We start from the raw sequence: 18,366 nt of genomic DNA on the forward strand, positions 1-18,366 counted from the left end.
CTTAACTGCTTTAAATGCTTTGTCGGCTGCGTCATCTTTACTTAATGTCACTTTATTCGTTGGCTTTACTTTCTTCGCATCAGTATCCCCATTGATTAAAACGACTTTTCCTGATTTGTCTGCGTGTACTTTCACTTCTTTGTCAGGTGCATGAACACCATCAACACTCGGTTGCAATGTATAATGCGTAAATCCTTTTTTATCAGTTTTTACATCAGTAACAGCGTAATCTTGATAAATATTTTTTACATTTTCGGATTTAGGCAATTCTTTTAATGCTTTGACCGCATCACTCTTTTGAGTCACCTCAAATTTAATATCAGAATTAGCTGGTTTATTTTTTGAATCAATCGCTAATGCTGCTGGTGATAAAGTGCTCAACAATGTTACTGCTGCCATACTTGTAAATGCATATCTTGAAAATTTCCTCACATTTCATTCCTCCTGAAATCTTAAAAACAGCTTATAAATAAAATATTAATTTAATTTTTCAGAAAAGTAAATGATTATTTCTATTTATTTCGATACTTTTTGTTCGTTGATTTTATTTATTGATTCTTTTCTTTTTTAAAAATGTTATCTGTAACTAAATAAAATTTTAAAAATTGAGCTTAATTATATTTTAAAATTTATCAAGGCTTTATTTTTGTGAAAATATTAACAAATACAAAATAGTGCTCTATATACTTAATCAATGCTTGAAATATGTGAGATAACTATTTAAATAATCATGATCAAATAAACATTTTTATCAATTTCAAACAACTATGTAAGACGCAATAATCGTTATTATTTAATAAAAAAGACTAGAATGCGGTATCACTCCTCACACTCTAGCCTTAATATGCCATTATTTTATTTACTTGTTTTGTATGGTGTATGTCCAACTGTTACTTCGACAACTCTATTATGATCAACGACAAACCAGATGCCTAATGTCTTTTTAGCATTTTGATAGTAAAAAATACCGCTATCAGCTTCCTTTGTTTTACCATTTTCTTTTTTCAAGTCCTTGCCATAAGCTTTTTGGATATCTTTTAATGAAATATTATTTTTAACTACAAATTGCAATTGACTTGCTTCGTTTCCTTTTGCAGAAACACCTTTAAAAGTTTGATCATATTTCTCTACTTTTTTTATCGTATTCGTTTTAGCTAATTTAATACCATTGAATTTCACATTATCATACTTAATCGCGTTAATAAAATTCTTATCCAGAATAAAATTAGCATTATTACCAATATAACCATTATAAGTATAATATGGGGTTATTGCTGCCTGTGCCTGTTTACTTGTTGGCGCCGAATTTTCAACAACTGTTACTCCAATCAGTGTGCCCAATGCTAATGTTGCTGCTACACAAACTTTACTGGTTTTATTCATAATTATCTCTCTTTTCCATACAAATATTTTATTCCTTACACTTTTATTATAACTTTTTCAGCCATAAAAATACTAATGATTATATTTATAAATACATAACAGTTTTGTTATACTAATTGAAGTACACAAAAAACAATGAAAATATTAATATCGCCTACTTTTCTAATATTTATTTTTTAAAATGATTATGGCAATATTGAAATAAATTATTTAGCTTCACGTATCAACTACTTTTCATTAACATGGAGGCGTTATATTTGAAAAAACTTCTTATTACCATCGTAATTATCGTATTAATCGGAGCACTTGGGTTCGCAATTTATGCTGCAATAAATCATTCTACATCATCAAGTAATAACCAAGAACAAGAAAATAAATCTACGCATAAAAAGACAGAAACCGAAGAAAATGATCAACAAGATGATAGTGCAGACAAAACAGATAAAAATCAAAATAATGGCAATAACGTTACTAATGACAATCAACCATCTTCACCGTCAAATGTTCCTAACAACCATTCAACAGTACCATCGAATACGCAACCAGCTCAGCCAAAAGACTCAAATTCAAATAAAAATAATACTCACGGTGGTGGCAGTCAATCGTCAACAAACAACCAAAATAATCAACAACAGAACACACCACCTGCTAATAAATCAAATAATACCAATACGCCTTCTAAACAAACACCTCAAGCACAATCACCTAAAAATTAATCATTTGCCTGATACGTCCACAAGTACCAGATGCATAAATTCAGAAAAACAGCAGTGAGATATTTTTCTATTTGAAATATCTTACTGCTGTTCTTTATTTGCATAATTCGCACTCTATTAAAATCATATAAAAGTTCGCTTTAATGTCATTGACGTATGTATAAGCTCTCATGTTTAATAATATTAATACACCCTTAAAAACGCTTACACGAAAAATTTAGAAAGGAGGTACATGTTAAATGCTTGATAGACACTTAAAACTACTCCAGTTTTTTATTAAAAATCCATCAAAGCACATTAGTTCTAATGAAATTGCTAAACATGTCAATGTTTCAAACCGCACAGTTCGCAATGATATCCATGTTATCAATAGCAATTTTATGGATGATATCATCGTAAGTATTAAATCTAAAGGATATCAATTAAATACATCTCAGTATACCTTAGAAACGATAACTGAACGTTACACGCATATTCAATCATATAAAGAAAAACTATTATTATCTATGGCTTATCAACTGCTAATGCACAATAAATCGCAGACATTGCAACAACTAGAGCAAGATTATCTATTATCTAAAACTGTGCTCAACGACTATTTCGTTCGAATTCAACAATGGTGTCAAAAATTTAATATCGTTTTAACAATCAAGAAAAAACAAGGTATTGTGGTCGATGGAACAGATAATGATATCACTAATGCCATCATCCATTTAAATCAATTATCATCAGGGCATGTACATGTTGAAGACCTAATTTTAAATGAATTACCTGATTCACACCAAAGGATGATTTCGCATATTATACAAGAGACACTTCAACAACATAGTATTGAAACAACTGATATTCAAATACAACAGCTTTTAATTCATCTCATTTTAATCATTAAACGTAAGCAATCTTTAAGTGAGCTAGACACGTTAAACCACGATGCAAAATTGATATCTCAATCTTGCATTAAGCAAATCAACGAAAGATTAGGTTATGACTTGAACGAAAAAGTAATCAATATGTTTTCATTCTTTATTGCTTATCATTTTAATAAACTCGATATTGGCATAGAACGTATATTTATACAAAGTTATATTGATCGCTTAATCGAATTGATGCAGCAACGTATTCATGTACCTTTCAATGAAGATTCGATTTTACAACAAAATTTATATAATCATTTTAGTAAAGCATATTTACGTATTACTCAAAACATTTATTTAAACAATCCTTTAGTTATAGAGATTAAAAAACTCTATCCCTTTGTGTTTAACACACTTTTTGAAGCGATTGATAAATTAGCAATTGATACTGATATAGAGATGAGCGAAGATGAAATTGCATTTTTAACAATTCATTTTCAAGCTGCCATCGAGCGTCGTACCAAAACACAATTAAATGTAGTCATTGCTTGTTATTATGGTCTAGGTGTGTCGAATTTTTTAGAAACTAAAATAAATAACTTATCCGAAGAGTTGTCAGTGATAAATACGATTAAACTAGAAAATATAACACACTATCACTTTGACAATGTAGATTTATTAATAACGACCCATGATATTCCAAAACAAACGCTAGACATACTTCCTAAGCACCTGACGACTATCAAGGTTGCACCATTATTTTCTGAAGATGACCGTCACAAAATCAGACACGTTGTGAAGCAAAAGCAAAATCCGGTTCAAGCACATCATCATATGGACACTGTCAATTTCCTTGTCGTAAATACTGAACAAAAATCACGGCATACTGTGCAAATTTTTGAAGAAGCTCAAAAAATATTACAAGCACATCATGCGATTGTAGAAGGATATATCGAATCAGCTTTAGAGCGTGAGAAATCATCTTCTACATACATAGGTAATTTTATGGCGATTCCTCATGGAGATCCTGAAAAAGTTTTACAATCACATGTGCTTATTTTTCGCACAAAAGATGTTTTTCCTTGGCGACAACACGATGTCAAACTTGTCTTTTTCTTAGCGATTTCGCATAAAGACAAAGCTTTTACAAAACAAATGATGCAATTAATTGCTAACTTGGATGATGATTCAGTGAACCATTTATGTAGTTTAGATGATCATAGTTTAAAGCAACAGTTATTTGAATACTTACAAGAATAATTGCCACTAGTAACGGTAATTATTCTTTTTTTAGTATCGAGAATACGCTTACAATATAGAAAAGGAGATGATTTTATGAAAATTGTAGCTATTACCTCATGCCCAAATGGCATTGCACATACATATATGGCTCAAGAAAAGCTTGAGCAGGTAGCAAAAGAAATGGGTGTGGATATTAAAGTAGAGACACAGGGCGGTGTTGGTGCTGAAAATGTTTTAACTACGCAAGACATCGAAGAAGCTGACGGTGTCATAATTGCAGCTGATAAACAAGTTGATCTATCCCGATTTGTTGGTAAACGGTTGATTAATGAAAATGTTCGCGAAGGGATTCATAATCCGAGAGATCTAATTCAACGTATCATTAATCAAGATGCGCCTATTTATCAATCTGAAACAAATTATCATTCGAAAGATCGCGGTAAGTCTAAAAGTGGTATTCAAATGGTGTATCAACATTTAATGAACGGTGTATCGTTTATGGTTCCTTTTATCGTAGTTGGTGGACTCCTTATCGCCATCGCGCTGACTCTAGGCGGTGAAACGACATCAAAAGGATTAGTCATCCCAGATGATTCATTTTGGAAATCCATTGAAAACATTGGTAGTTTAGCCTTTAAATTTATGGTTCCAATACTAGCTGGATATATCGCTGTTAGTATCGCTGACAAGCCCGGTCTTGTTCCTGGTATGATTGGCGGCGCTATCGCTGCTGACGGTAGTTTTTATGGCAGTGATGCAGGCGCAGGATTTTTAGGTGGTATTGTTGCTGGTTTCTTAGCAGGTTATATCGCAAAGTGGATTAAAGATATTAAAGTTCCAAAAGCAATGGCACCAATTATGCCTATCATTATTATTCCCATTATTTCATCGGTCGTTGTAGGATTGATATTTATATTTTTAATCGGTGCACCAATTTCTAATATTTTTGAGGCATTAACAACCTGGTTAAAAAGTATACAAGGTGCTAATATTATTATACTTGCGATGATTATAGGTGCGATGATTGCCTTCGATATGGGCGGTCCAGTAAACAAGGTAGCATTTTTATTTGGCTCAGCACTTATTGCTGAAGGTAATTACGCCGTTATGGGTATGGTCGCAGTTGCTGTATGTACACCACCAATCGGTTTAGGTTTAGCAACGTTTGTTCAAAAGTATAAATTCAATCATTCCGAAAGAGAAATGGGTAAGGCTTCCTTCACCATGGGACTATTTGGTATTACTGAAGGTGCTATTCCTTTCGCAGCCCAAGATCCATTGCGCATTATACCTGCAAACATCATTGGTGCAATGATTGCATCAGTCATTGCAGCCATTGGTGGTGTCGGCGATAGAGTCGCACATGGAGGTCCAATCGTGGCTGTATTAGGTGGTATTGATCATGTATTATGGTTTATCTTTGCAGTGATAGTAGGTAGTCTTGTCACAATGACTACTGTACTATTATTAAAACGCAATACACCAGTTATAGCAGTAGATGCACCAGCGCAACACACGCAACTTCATGATACAGATATTACACAACATGATACAGAGGTTGACAATGTAGATAACACCGCGAAACATTCACATCTCAATAAAACTTCTCATGTTTTTGATCAACAAACTATGATAATTACTGATCACGACATGTCTCGAAACGAAGCAATTGATATGTTGATTCATAAACTTAAAATTTGCCGTTATGTAGAGCACACATCGCATTTAAAAAATGCAATCCTAGAACGTGAAATGGAGTCTACGACAGCTATTGGCATGAACGTGGCCATTCCACATGCAAAGTCTGATGTTGTAAAACAACCGATTGTAGCTGTTATGAAAAATAATCATGGTGTTAAATGGGAGAGTCTAGATGGTAGTCTACCTCAATTGATATTCTTAATTGCCGTACCAAACAACAGTCAGGATACACATTTAAAAATACTTCAGCGCTTATCTAAAGCGTTAATGAATGATGAGACACGCCAATCACTAATTAATGCAAACAGTACTACAGAAATTTATAACTTATTAATGAAAATATAGAGGAGTTTTAACTATGGCATTATTTTTACAACCCGTTTTTAAAGACAGAATTTGGGGCGGTCATGCATTAAAAGCATTTAACTATGATATCCCTAATGAAACAACTGGTGAATGCTGGGCAATTTCTGCACATCCAAATGGTCCTAATACAATTATCAATGGTCCATACAAGGATATGACCCTAGATCAACTTTGGTCACAACATCGTGAATTATTCGATAATGATTCACGAGATAGTTTCCCTCTGCTAACTAAAGTATTAGATGCCAATGATAAATTATCTGTTCAAGTTCATCCAGATGATGACTACGCTTTAAAACACGAAGGCGAACTAGGTAAAACAGAATGTTGGTATATTTTAGATGCAGCCCCAGGTGCTGAAATTATATATGGCGTACATGCACATAATAAACAGACGTTAATCGACATGATTGATAATCATGAATTTGACAGTCTTTTCAAACGTATACCTGTTAAGCCCGGTGACTTTTATTATGTTCCTGCTGGCACTGTCCATGCCATTGGTTCGGGTATTTTAATTTTAGAGACACAACAATCATCCGATACGACATACCGTATTTATGACTATGATAGACGAGATCAAAATGGTCAATTGCGTGATTTGCACTTAGAGCAAAGTAAAGATGTGATTGAATTAGGCAATCATGAACCAAATACTACTCCTATAACAACTCACATCGACACACACACTGTAACTCAATTTGTAGATAATCAATATTTTGCAGTATATAAATGGGATATTCATGGAGATTTAAAATTCAATAAACCACATGCTTATTGCTTAGTTACTATTATCGATGGTACTGGTACTTTAACAGTAAACGATAAGCACTATGACATCCAAAAAGGTTCTAGCTTTATTTTAACTACGGAAGACGAGGATATTCACTTTGTCGGTAATATTAGTGCTATAGTAAGTCATCCTGGATAATAGCAATGATAACACCCGTCCCATAAAAGACAGAAATTACTATCTCTTCTGTCTAAAAACATAAAAATCCACACATTAAGGAGCTATAACCCTAATGTGTGGATTTAATTTTTATTCTGTAACGTTACTTTGGTCAACTTTTTCAGATACGCGCTTCATCAATGGATCTGTTACAGGTTTTAAAATTAAACCTACAACGAAGAATCCTATGCCAAATAACGTTAATATAATTAATTTTGTAATTAGGATTTCCGGAACAATACCGCCTACTGTTTCACGTAATGAATCAATTGCATACGTAAATGGTAAGTATGGCGAAATGTTTTGGAAAAATTGTGGCGTAGTTTGAATTGGGAATGTTCCTCCACCACCTGCAATTTGTAATACAAGCAATACGATTGCAATTGCTTTACCTGGGTTACCAAGTAATGATACGCACGTATATACGATTGAGTTGAAAATAATCGAACAGAAAATCGTTATAAGTACAAATAATACAGGTGACTCAACTCCTGCTTTTAGGATTAACAAATCTCCAACCGATACAATGAGTGCTTGCAACATACCAAGCATTATAAAGAATCCTGCCTTACCTAAGAACACTTGTCTTGTCGTTAAGACTGACTCTAGACTCTTATGTTTATTATCAACCGTTAATAAACTTACCATCAAGAGTGCACCTACCCATACTGACAGTGCAGTATAGAATGGTGTCATACCTGAACCATAATCCTTAACTGGGAAAACATCAACAGTCTTCTTATTAATAGGATTTGCAATAATACCCGCTTGCTTTTTCAAATCATTCTTAAGTGTGTCGATTAATTTGTCGACTGCATCATCTTTGTCTAATTTCTTGAAAATTTTATTCGCTTTTTTCAAATCTTTTTCAACATCAGGCAATTTATTTTGAGAAAAATCAGCTAAATCTGATAAAGCCTTTTTCGCTTGTGGCTGATTTTTATTTAGTAATCCTACCGCTTGATCATAACCATTTAATAACGTTGGTAAATTTTTATTCACACTTGCTGTCGCATTAGTTAATCGCTGTTCCAACTGTGGTAAGTCATTGCGCACAAAGTTAGCAGCTTTAGCTACATCACTTTTCACTTTCGGGAAGTTTGCTTGAGCATTTTTAACAGCACTAATGTATTGTTGTTCAATACTTGGTAATACTGTTTGTAAGCGATCAATACGTGTTTTACCATTTTTTAAAATAGCTTGTCCACTGTTAATGACTTGATCAATTGTATTTAATTTAGACTGAACATTGGATAATGCAGTTTGCCCTTTGTTCAATTCATCCATAATACGTTGTGATATTGATACTAAAGAGCTGTTAAGATCTTTTTTAACATAATCTCTAAATGATGATAATGATGAATCTAGTTTTGAAAGTTGATCTAGTAATTTAGTAGCTTCAGCAGTTCCTGAACTACCATTCTTTAATGCATTGCTTAATTGATTAACTAACCTTAATGATTCATTAATTCGATTATTAGCTGCTTTTACCTTATCAATTTCTTTTGATAAATCAACATTTTCATTCTTCTCAATCTCTTTTAATGTATCGATAAATTGTTGATTATATTGCGTTGTGTATTCTAAACCGGACTTCACATTATCTAAAGACTCTCTAAAATCAGAAGGCTTGTCCGATGCTAAAATGCCATACGAAATATTACGTAATGCCTGACTATCTTTTTGTGCGGCTTTCGCTTGGGTATCTAAATTATTTGATAATGATAATAAAGAGCCCGTTAATGCCGCTTCCATTGATTTAACATCTTTATCTGTAATGTTTTGTGTGTTCTCGTTAGCTGTGCTGACTTGTGTTGTTGTTATATCTGCAAAACTTTGACCATCTTTTTTCCCGCTTGTACTTTGTGGTGTAGTCGATACAGGCGCATTATTACTATTTGGTGCGGTATTTTGCGTAACATTATTATTTGGTGCAGTATCGCCACTTGGTGCACTTGGTGGCGTTGATGCTACACCATTACCAGCTGCAGGTGCACTATTTGATGTTTCGTTGTTCGCCGCGCTATTTTGAGGAATCTGTTGCTGGTTTCTTCGATTTAAATCTTGCGCGCGTCGAATTGCATCTTGATAATCACCGACTCTACTTCTAATTTGTGTGACGAAGCCTTTGGCATCATTTAACTGTCCATTAGCTTGATCAATCCCTTGACTCGCAATGTTAAGTCCTTGATTAATTTTAGGGAACTGCGCTGGCACGTCATCAGCTGCAAAATTTAACGCTTTTTCAATTTTCGGCATATAATTATTTAAAGCTAATATCAACTTAGCCTTTTCATTAAGTTGCGGAATAGCACCATTGACTTCGTTTAATTTTTTCTGAGCATCTAAAATATCACCTTTATAATTTCCTAGTTTTCTAAAATCATTGGCATATTTATCTAAATCCGCTTGGTGGTTATTCAAATATACAATTTTATTCGCAAAGTCATTAATCTTAGGTAAAGCTTTATCTGCTGAATATACCGCATTTTTTATCTTATTAATTGTCGGCACATTTTCTTCAATAGTTAAACCTGCTTTGTTAGCTTCTTCTAATAATGCTCGAGTTACTGTTTTATTAAATTGTTCATTCGCTTTTTCAACGACAACTGACGAACCAGTATCTGTTAGCTTAGACGCAACAGCGTTAATCTTCTGATTCACCTTAAATTCTACATCTGCTTTTTGAGGCTGCTTACGTAGTGTCCCGGTAATTTCATGTGTAAACTTAGATGGGATGTAAATACCTGCAAAATATTTACCCATTTTTATCTCATGATCAGCTTTCTCTCTACTTACAAACTGCCAATCAAAACTTTTATTTTTCTTGAGTGTATTAACCATCGTATTACCGACATTAACTTTTTTCCCTCTGATTGTGTCGCCTTTATCTTCATTAACGACTGCGACCTTGATGTGTCCCGTGTTGCCATATGGATCCCACATTGCCCATAAGTTAAACCAAGCGTAGAACGATGGCAAAATAGCTAAGCCTGCTAAGATAATCCACACAGCTGGCGTCTTAGCTACTTTCTTCAGATCCATTTTAAATAATTTAAATGCGTTCTTCATTGTCACACTCCTATGTAGGAATTATTCATATTTTTTATATATTTTTTGTAAATTAATTTATTTTTGCGTTGTGAATTAGTATAATCAATTTACTGGAAGATATTTAGTCGATTGATACCTATCAACTATTTTCAGCATACGATAAATTATAACAAATCATAGTTTATTATCACACTTAATTATTATATTTTTCAAGGGAGAATACGAAATATGCCTAAAAATAAAATTTTAATTTATTTGCTATCAACTACGCTCGTATTACCTACTTTAGTTTCACCTACCGCTTATGCTGATACACCTCAAAAAGATACTACAGCTAAGACAACATCTCATGATTCAAAAAAATCTAATGACGATGAAACTTCTAAGGATACTACAAGTAAAGATATTGATAAAGCAGACAACAATAATACAAGTAACCAAGACAATAACGACAAAAAATTTAAAACTATAGACGACAGCACTTCAGACTCTAACAATATCATTGATTTTATTTATAAGAATTTACCACAAACCAATATAAACCAATTGCTAACCAAAAATAAATACGATGATAATTACTCATTAACAACTTTAATCCAAAACTTATTCAATTTAAATTCGGATATTTCTGATTACGAACAACCTCGTAATGGTGAAAAGTCAACAAATGATTCGAATAAAAACAGTGACAATAGCATCAAAAATGACACTGATACGCAATCACCTAAACAAGATAAAGCAGACAATCAAAAAGCACCTAAATCAAACAATACAAAACCAAGTACATCTAATAAGCAACCAAATTCGCCAAAGCCAACACAACCTAATCAATCAAATAGTCAACCAGCAAGTGACGATAAAGCAAATCAAAAATCTTCATCGAAAGATAATCAATCAATGTCAGATTCGGCTTTAGACTCTATTTTGGATCAATACAGTGAAGATGCAAAGAAAACACAAAAAGATTATGCATCTCAATCTAAAAAAGACAAAAATGAAAAATCTAATACAAAGAATCCACAGTTACCAACACAAGATGAATTGAAACATAAATCTAAACCTGCTCAATCATTCAATAACGATATTAATCAAAAGGATACACGTGCAACATCATTATTCGAAACAGATCCTAGTATATCTAACAATGATGATAGTGGACAATTTAACGTTGTTGACTCAAAAGATACACGTCAATTTGTCAAATCAATTGCTAAAGATGCACATCGCATTGGTCAAGATAACGATATTTATGCGTCTGTCATGATTGCCCAAGCAATCTTAGAATCTGACTCAGGTCGTAGTGCTTTAGCTAAGTCACCAAACCATAATTTATTCGGTATCAAAGGTGCTTTTGAAGGGAATTCTGTTCCTTTTAACACATTAGAAGCTGATGGTAATCAATTGTATAGTATTAATGCTGGATTCCGAAAATATCCAAGCACGAAAGAATCACTAAAAGATTACTCTGACCTTATTAAAAATGGTATTGATGGCAATCGAACAATTTATAAACCAACATGGAAATCGGAAGCCGATTCTTATAAAGATGCAACATCACACTTATCTAAAACATATGCTACAGATCCAAACTATGCTAAGAAATTAAACAGTATTATTAAACACTATCAATTAACTCAGTTTGACGATGAACGCATGCCAGATTTAGATAAATATGAACGTTCTATCAACGATTATGATGATTCATCAGATGAATTCAAACCTTTCCGCGAGGTATCTGATAGTATGCCATATCCACATGGCCAATGTACTTGGTACGTATATAACCGTATGAAACAATTTGGTACATCTATCTCAGGTGATTTAGGTGATGCACATAATTGGAATAATCGAGCTCAATACCGTGATTATCAAGTAAGTCATACACCAAAACGTCATGCTGCTGTTGTATTTGAGGCTGGACAATTTGGTGCAGATCAACATTACGGTCATGTAGCATTTGTTGAAAAAGTTAACAGTGATGGTTCTATCGTTATTTCAGAATCCAATGTTAAAGGATTAGGTATCATTTCTCATAGAACTATCAACGCAGCTGCCGCTGAAGAATTATCATATATTACAGGTAAATAAGTATTATATTAAACCCGTAAAATTTATAAGTATAAACAAGGAGTTCGGACTTAAACATATTTCTGTTCATAAGTCCGATTTCTTATTCAATTAAACCCGAGGCATTCAGTTCGAACGCCTCGGGTCGTTTTATATAAATATATTATTTTATGTTCAAATGTTCCTCATCATATCCGTTTCAATTGCCATCTCACACATTTTATAAATATGAGCAAATGTACTTATTCTCAAACATTACTGCCGAGCTTTAATTGACGTTATATTAACTATAAACTACTTTTCCATGACTCTACGGATTCAATGTCACATGAGCGTGATAAAATTTGTTCAATAATAAAGTCATGTTTATCATCTGATCTATCACCAACAGCATCTTCTAAAACAGTAATATAATAGTCTTTATCTACACTTTCTAATGCCGTGCTCAATACAGCTCCACTTGTAGAGACACCCGTTAATACTAAATGATTAATATCATTTGCACGTAAATAAACTTCCAAGTAACTACCTGTAAATGCGCTAAAGCGTCGCTTAGAAATAATCGGCTCATCTTCTAGTGGTGCTAAATCTTCAAGTATTCGTGTAGATGCATCTGCTTCAGTAATCGCATATCCTTGAGCTTTAATTGTTGAAAACACTTTATTACTCGAGGAGACATCATTAAAATGCTTATCTAACACTAAACGTATGAAAATGACTGGTATTCGATGTTGTCTTGCTGCTTCAATTGCTCTCTGATTCGCTTTAATAATATTTTTTATTCTAGGTACACTACTCGCTATACCTTCTTGCATATCCAAAACTAATAGCGCCGTTTTTCGAGACATCTTCATTCTCCTTTACTTGTGTAGTTCTAAGTCGTTAAATTCATTATAACGTTAAAATGATGGACAATCTATTCATTGCATTTTGCATATACTTCACAATAAATTAAGGGGAAATAAGACGTCTTATATACTTAAAAAAATATATAGATGCTCTTCCCCCAATATAATTATGCTTTATTTTTCAACTTATTGCGTCGTGATAACCAAATCATTAGTACACCCATTGCACCAACAATTACAGATATCGGCAACCAATGTTCTTTTATCGTTTCCCCCGCTTTAGGCAAAGATACATTACCATCAGCATTTAATAATCCACTTAACAATCCATTACCTTTACCAAGTGTTAACGTCTTTTCTGGCTTTGGTGTGGGTATATCTGGAATACTGTCTAATAAATCTGATCCTTGATTCATTAAATTTGCTAACTTATTTAAATCTGTCGTTTTCCCATTTTTATTCAATCGATCTAGTAAACTTGGACGATTTACTATTGGTGATAAAATATAATCTATATCTTTTTTCGTTTGATTGAGTCTCTTTTGTAAATTCAATAAATCATCCGCTTTACCATTCAATGCCGATTTAACTAAATTAAAAATTTTATTTTGATCTGTTTCTATTTTAGTAATTAAATCTGCCAGTAATTTTGCCTTTTGTCTTTCTATACGTGTTGCTAAAATCGTTTCAATTGCTTGTTTTTTATCTTTCGCATTATTCAAAATTTCTTTTAATATATCATCTGAAGACGTGTCGCCAGTTGATGCAAAATGTTTCTTCAATTGGTCAACGATTTGGCGATTTGATAATCCTTTATTCGTCCAATCTTTAGCCAATTTATCTGCTTCAGCTTTTCCTAATTTCGTTTGTAAAATTTGAGAAATCAATAGCGACTTATCTTGTGATTGATCAATCAATGACGTTAATAAATCATCACTCGTTGTCAGAGATAGTTGATCAATATGACGAGTAATTTGATCTGCAATTTGTTGATCCGTTTTACCATCAACACGTATATCTTTTAGAATTTTATCTGCCTCGTCTTTATTAAATATACTTTCTAAAATGCTTTGTGTAGCATACTTTTTATCATCAGTACGTGCAAGTTCTTCCAAAATAATATTTCGTTGACTTTTTATACGCTCTTTCGTCTTATTTACTTCGCTCATTAAGTCTGATTTTTGATTTTTAGGAAGTTGCGTATTTGCAATACGTTGATCTAAAGATTGTAACGTATTCAGTTTATAATATGTGTAATGTTGCGTTGAGGCATTACTTTTAGCCAATTTTTCAATCATAGCATGATTAATTTTATCGCTTCCTTGTAATTTATCAGTGAGTCGATTACTATGGCTTTGATTCTCTTCATTTGAAAGAAATTTATTTAACACAACATGTCCAGAACCATCATTATTTGGCGTTTTAGCTACTTCATGATTATTATCTGTTGTAGACACTGCTGGATCTTCCGATGTATCTTTCGATGCATCTTTCGATTTGTGTATTTGCTGATTCAAATGGTCTAGGTCTTCTAACGCCTTATTTACCATTGCTTCATCATTTTTATCATCTTTTTCTCCATGTTTTGTTGTAGCCGTTTGTGACATATCATTTTTCATTGCATTAAGATCGTCCTCGCCACTTTGTTGACCCCTATCAACATTTAAAGAAACCTCATTTAAATCTTTAAGCAATTGATCTAATTTACTGTCTATATCACTTTGACCGTTCATTTCAGTGTGAGAACTTTTATTGTCTTTGCTATCCAACTCATTAGCTCGTTTTATGATTTCATCTATTTGCGATGCTGTTTTCGCTTCATTTAGTTGTGCTTTATAATGTTCTTTAGATGAAGCCGATAACTGTTTTAATTGCTCAATTTGACGAATTGCCTTGTCAACTTTGTCTAATAAATCTTGCTTAGATAATATCTCTTTTGTAATTTCAGTATCCTTTTCAGATGCAGCTTGGGCATCGTACGGCAAGATATTCGTTAAAATGATACTTGTCGCCATCATTGTCGAACACGATAACTTTACATATAATTGAAACGGTTTCCCTCGATATTTAGCCATCAACATACTCCTTCCTCACTTACTTCCTTCAAAGAATTACATACTATTATATACCTGTTCACAAGAAATTTACACTTATCTATCTAGTTATTGTTGTTAGTAATTATCCACTTATTACTTAGCTTATATTTAAGTAAACAAAAAAGCATGACGTAATATCATATTGTCCATGTCGCTAACATCATATTACGTCAAATCTTTTATATTAAATGATGTTTTATTTTAGACTGCTTTTTCTTTTTAGCTTTCGAGCGCCTGTTTAAAAACTTGCTCGAATTGTTCACGCGAGATTTCGTGTGCATGTGCTTTTTGTGCTAATAAAGCATCTCGAAACTGTTGTTGATCTTTCAAACTCTCTAACATTTGTATTAATTGGTCTTTACTTTCCATTGTTATCTCATCATTATGCTCAAATAAGTGCTCTGATAGTGTTACTTTAGCATGGTGTGCTGTTTGACGATAACCTAAAATCAACAACTCATAGTCAAACGCTTGTTCCACCGCATTTAAAATTTCATTACCCTCATTAATATCAAGATAAATATCACATAACTGGTATAGTTCATTTACCCTATCTATATTAATAGATGGGTATAAATGCACATTAGCATATTGATCAAGTTGCATTAGCTTATCAGACATCTCTGTAATAGCAGCGATGTAAAAATTAAAATCTGGTAAAGTTTCAACCAATACCTTGATGTTACGAAGTTGATCCGAGTTAGTTAATATTACAATTTCTTTAGTATATCTATTACTACTACGATAGTTATATAGATATCCGCCTTGTAAAATACGAGATTGAACCTTTGCGTCTGCTATATTGAGCATCGTTTCATATTCGTTTTTATCTGGAATAATAATATTACAATGTCGTTTCATATCACCTTTACACATCAATTGCATATTTCCCGGGACATTACCATTACAGTGTTCTTGCCATACCAAAACATCACTACCTTTTGATGGCAAATTATATAACACTGAAAATGGTAGGGCTAGTGAGTTAATAACGAAATGATGTTCCGTAATTTCAAGTTGCTTGATAAAAAATAATACGAATGCGAGCTTTGAAGGGAAAAAGTAAGACTTCCCTTGCCAATCCAATATGACATCCGATGTTACAAAATTTTCATAAATCACTTCTTTACCTTCTGCTGTCATATATTTCTTCAAGATCGCTTTACGATTTAAATCGTAAACAGTTTGTGCAAATTTAATACCATTCTTAGAATAATAATCGACAAATCGGACACGTTGTTGGTCATCAAACCATTCGACACGACTAACAATTCTAGGGCGCTCTCCACTTTGATAAAATATTTTGCCTCGTAGACGTCCCATATCATTAATTGTAGCCGAATTGTTGTTACCTTTAATTTCCCAAAAAGCTGGTACAGTAACCTGATTAAAAAATCGTGGTTTCATATTTTCTGAATTATGATTATCTGCAAAAAATTGATACGGTGATATAACATCGTCCGGTAAAAAGCCGTTGTCATTGAGTACAATTGTTAAATCTTCCTCCAACTTACTGGCTTTAAAAGACTCATATAACTTTCGTGAATGATCGTTAAAGTAATCAAATAATTTAATCATGCAGCACCTCTTGAACTAATGTTTCCCATTTTAAAATAATATCTTGAGTCATAAATTGCTGTGCCACTTCATAAGAGATGTCATGTGGTGTCTGGGGACCATTGTTAAAATACATTACAATGGCATGAGCTAGTTTTGCGACAACATCATCCACACTATCTTCATCGGTATCAAAAGGTACCAAGTAGCCATTTTCCCCATCTCGAATAAAGGTTGGGTTACCATAATTCACATTTAATCCAATCATACCTAGTCCTGAGCCTACCGCTTCCATTAGTGTTAACCCAAAACCTTCGCTAGTTGATGCAGAAAGAAATAACTCATAATCATTATAAATTTCATCAAGTTTAACATGCCCTAGTAAACGAATATAATCTTGTGCGCGGTGTGTATCAATAATTTTACGCAGTCGCGTCTTCTCGCTACCTTCTCCATAAATATCAAATGTTAATTCTGGCACTTGTCGTTTAGCCACGATAACCGCTTTGACAAGCCAATCAATATGTTTCTCATTCGCTAAACGAGATGCACTAATCATCGCATATGGCTTTCTTGATAATGTTGGATATGATAATGCATCAATGCTTCCCACAGGAATAGTATAAACACGTGGGCGATAACCTTGATATTGCTCAAATTGTCGACAAACCATATGATTTTGAATATCTGTTGCTGTAATAAAGAAATCAATGTATTTAGCTTTTGAAAATTGATATTCATAATAATTGTTCCATAGTATATGCTGCTCACTCATCATATTATTACTATAATGATCAGCATGAATCACAACACCAACTTTACTATCACCTTTATGCTGCAAAACAGCCTGACCAATATCAGAAGCGCGGTCTAATATGACAATATCGTCTCGGGTTAAATTCAATCGTTGTAAAAAGTATGCAATAAATTCCGTTTTGTTATACAACACCGCATCTTCAAACACATATATAGAGCTGTCTCCATCAATATATTCGTTATAAGCGATGGAACCATCTTCATTATAGAATTGTCGCATATATAATTTCGCTTTATTATCAGCTGGTGCATAATACTCAGAAAATATACGCGTATAACTATAAAAATCTTTACGTACTAACATACTATTAATTACAAATTCTGCACGATCCACAACATCTTTTTGTTCATTTTGTAGATAACATGTTACAAATGATGATTTCCCATTAAAATATAGACGGACTATCTTACCATTTCTTTCTCTAAAACTAATTTCATGACCAAGCTCACGTTCAATGTCATCTAACGTGTACGTTGTTGGTGCTATAGAAATATCACTAAAATACTGATACAACCAAATAACTTCTTGATCTTTAAACCCAATGTTTTGCGTTAATGTCTGTATGTTCTCTGACTGTATAAAATCTAAAAACACAAATTTAGTGTCTTGATTTGTACGTCTCAATAATTTAGCACGGTAAGCTTGTGCATATTCAACACCGCTACTCGCCCAGCCTATACCAAAGTTTATATTATATATTGTCATGCGCTACC

The 18,366-nt window shown here is 33.1% G+C and carries 11 protein-coding genes and 1 pseudogene; 5 read left to right on the forward strand and 7 right to left on the reverse strand.

Annotated elements, in window-relative coordinates; translation table 11 throughout:
* Both aur and isaB read right to left on the reverse strand, forming a co-directional pair.
* Positions 1–432 (reverse strand): annotated as a pseudogene (aur, locus tag IDG64_RS09100) (zinc metalloproteinase aureolysin); the annotation flags it as partial.
* A gap of 423 nt (positions 433–855) precedes the next feature.
* Entirely contained in the window at positions 856–1,383 is a 528-nt protein-coding gene (gene isaB / locus IDG64_RS09105; protein ID WP_001044560.1) for an immunodominant staphylococcal antigen IsaB, read from the reverse strand.
* Positions 1,384–1,640: 257 nt separating this feature from the next.
* Here isaB and IDG64_RS09110 point away from each other — a divergent pair, with 257 nt between their 5' ends.
* From IDG64_RS09110 to manA, 4 genes are all read left to right on the forward strand, one after another.
* Positions 1,641–2,099, forward strand: a complete 459-nt coding sequence (locus IDG64_RS09110) for a hypothetical protein (protein ID WP_000734803.1) — start codon at positions 1,641–1,643, stop codon at positions 2,097–2,099.
* A 239-nt stretch (positions 2,100–2,338) separates the two neighbouring features.
* The gene (locus tag IDG64_RS09115) at positions 2,339–4,213 is read left to right on the forward strand and encodes a BglG family transcription antiterminator (protein WP_206171308.1); all 1,875 of its coding nucleotides are present in this window, start codon (positions 2,339–2,341) and stop codon (positions 4,211–4,213) included.
* 75 nt (positions 4,214–4,288) lie between these two features.
* Positions 4,289–6,241, forward strand: coding sequence for a PTS fructose transporter subunit IIABC (locus tag IDG64_RS09120; RefSeq protein WP_000706101.1), 1,953 nt, complete (start codon positions 4,289–4,291; stop codon positions 6,239–6,241).
* Between the two features lie 13 nt (positions 6,242–6,254).
* Positions 6,255–7,193: a mannose-6-phosphate isomerase, class I gene (gene manA, locus IDG64_RS09125; RefSeq protein ID WP_001173201.1), complete on the forward strand. Its 939-nt coding sequence runs from the start codon at positions 6,255–6,257 to the stop codon at positions 7,191–7,193.
* A gap of 111 nt (positions 7,194–7,304) precedes the next feature.
* On the opposite strand, the gene IDG64_RS09130 is transcribed toward manA, so the two are convergent.
* Complete coding sequence (locus IDG64_RS09130) at positions 7,305–10,286, reverse strand: YhgE/Pip domain-containing protein (protein WP_000785094.1); 2,982 nt, start codon at positions 10,284–10,286, stop codon at positions 7,305–7,307.
* Between the two features lie 210 nt (positions 10,287–10,496).
* Here IDG64_RS09130 and IDG64_RS09135 point away from each other — a divergent pair, with 210 nt between their 5' ends.
* Complete coding sequence (locus IDG64_RS09135) at positions 10,497–12,356, forward strand: amidase domain-containing protein (protein ID WP_001125614.1); 1,860 nt, start codon at positions 10,497–10,499, stop codon at positions 12,354–12,356.
* Between the two features lie 266 nt (positions 12,357–12,622).
* Here the strand turns inward: IDG64_RS09135 and IDG64_RS09140 are convergent, their stop codons facing one another.
* The 4 genes from IDG64_RS09140 to gtfA all read right to left on the reverse strand — a co-directional run bounded on the left by IDG64_RS09140 (position 12,623) and on the right by gtfA (position 18,358).
* A complete protein-coding gene (locus IDG64_RS09140; RefSeq protein WP_000088195.1) occupies positions 12,623–13,183 on the reverse strand; it encodes a cysteine hydrolase family protein in 561 nt (186 codons plus the stop codon).
* Positions 13,184–13,350: 167 nt separating this feature from the next.
* A complete protein-coding gene (gene sasF, locus IDG64_RS09145; protein ID WP_001151899.1) occupies positions 13,351–15,258 on the reverse strand; it encodes a cell-wall-anchored protein SasF in 1,908 nt (635 codons plus the stop codon).
* A 240-nt stretch (positions 15,259–15,498) separates the two neighbouring features.
* A complete protein-coding gene (gene gtfB, locus IDG64_RS09150) occupies positions 15,499–16,857 on the reverse strand; it encodes an accessory Sec system glycosylation chaperone GtfB (protein WP_206171309.1) in 1,359 nt (452 codons plus the stop codon).
* Positions 16,850–18,358 carry an accessory Sec system glycosyltransferase GtfA gene (gene gtfA, locus IDG64_RS09155; RefSeq protein WP_000158427.1) on the reverse strand — a complete coding sequence of 503 codons (1,509 nt, stop codon included), beginning with the start codon at positions 18,356–18,358 and terminating at the stop codon, positions 16,850–16,852. Before gtfA ends, gtfB begins: the two co-directional genes overlap by 8 nt.
* Between the last annotated feature and the right edge of the window lie 8 nt (positions 18,359–18,366).

Source organism: Staphylococcus sp. EG-SA-15, from assembly GCF_017151895.1.
GTDB classification, from domain to species: domain Bacteria; phylum Bacillota; class Bacilli; order Staphylococcales; family Staphylococcaceae; genus Staphylococcus; species Staphylococcus aureus.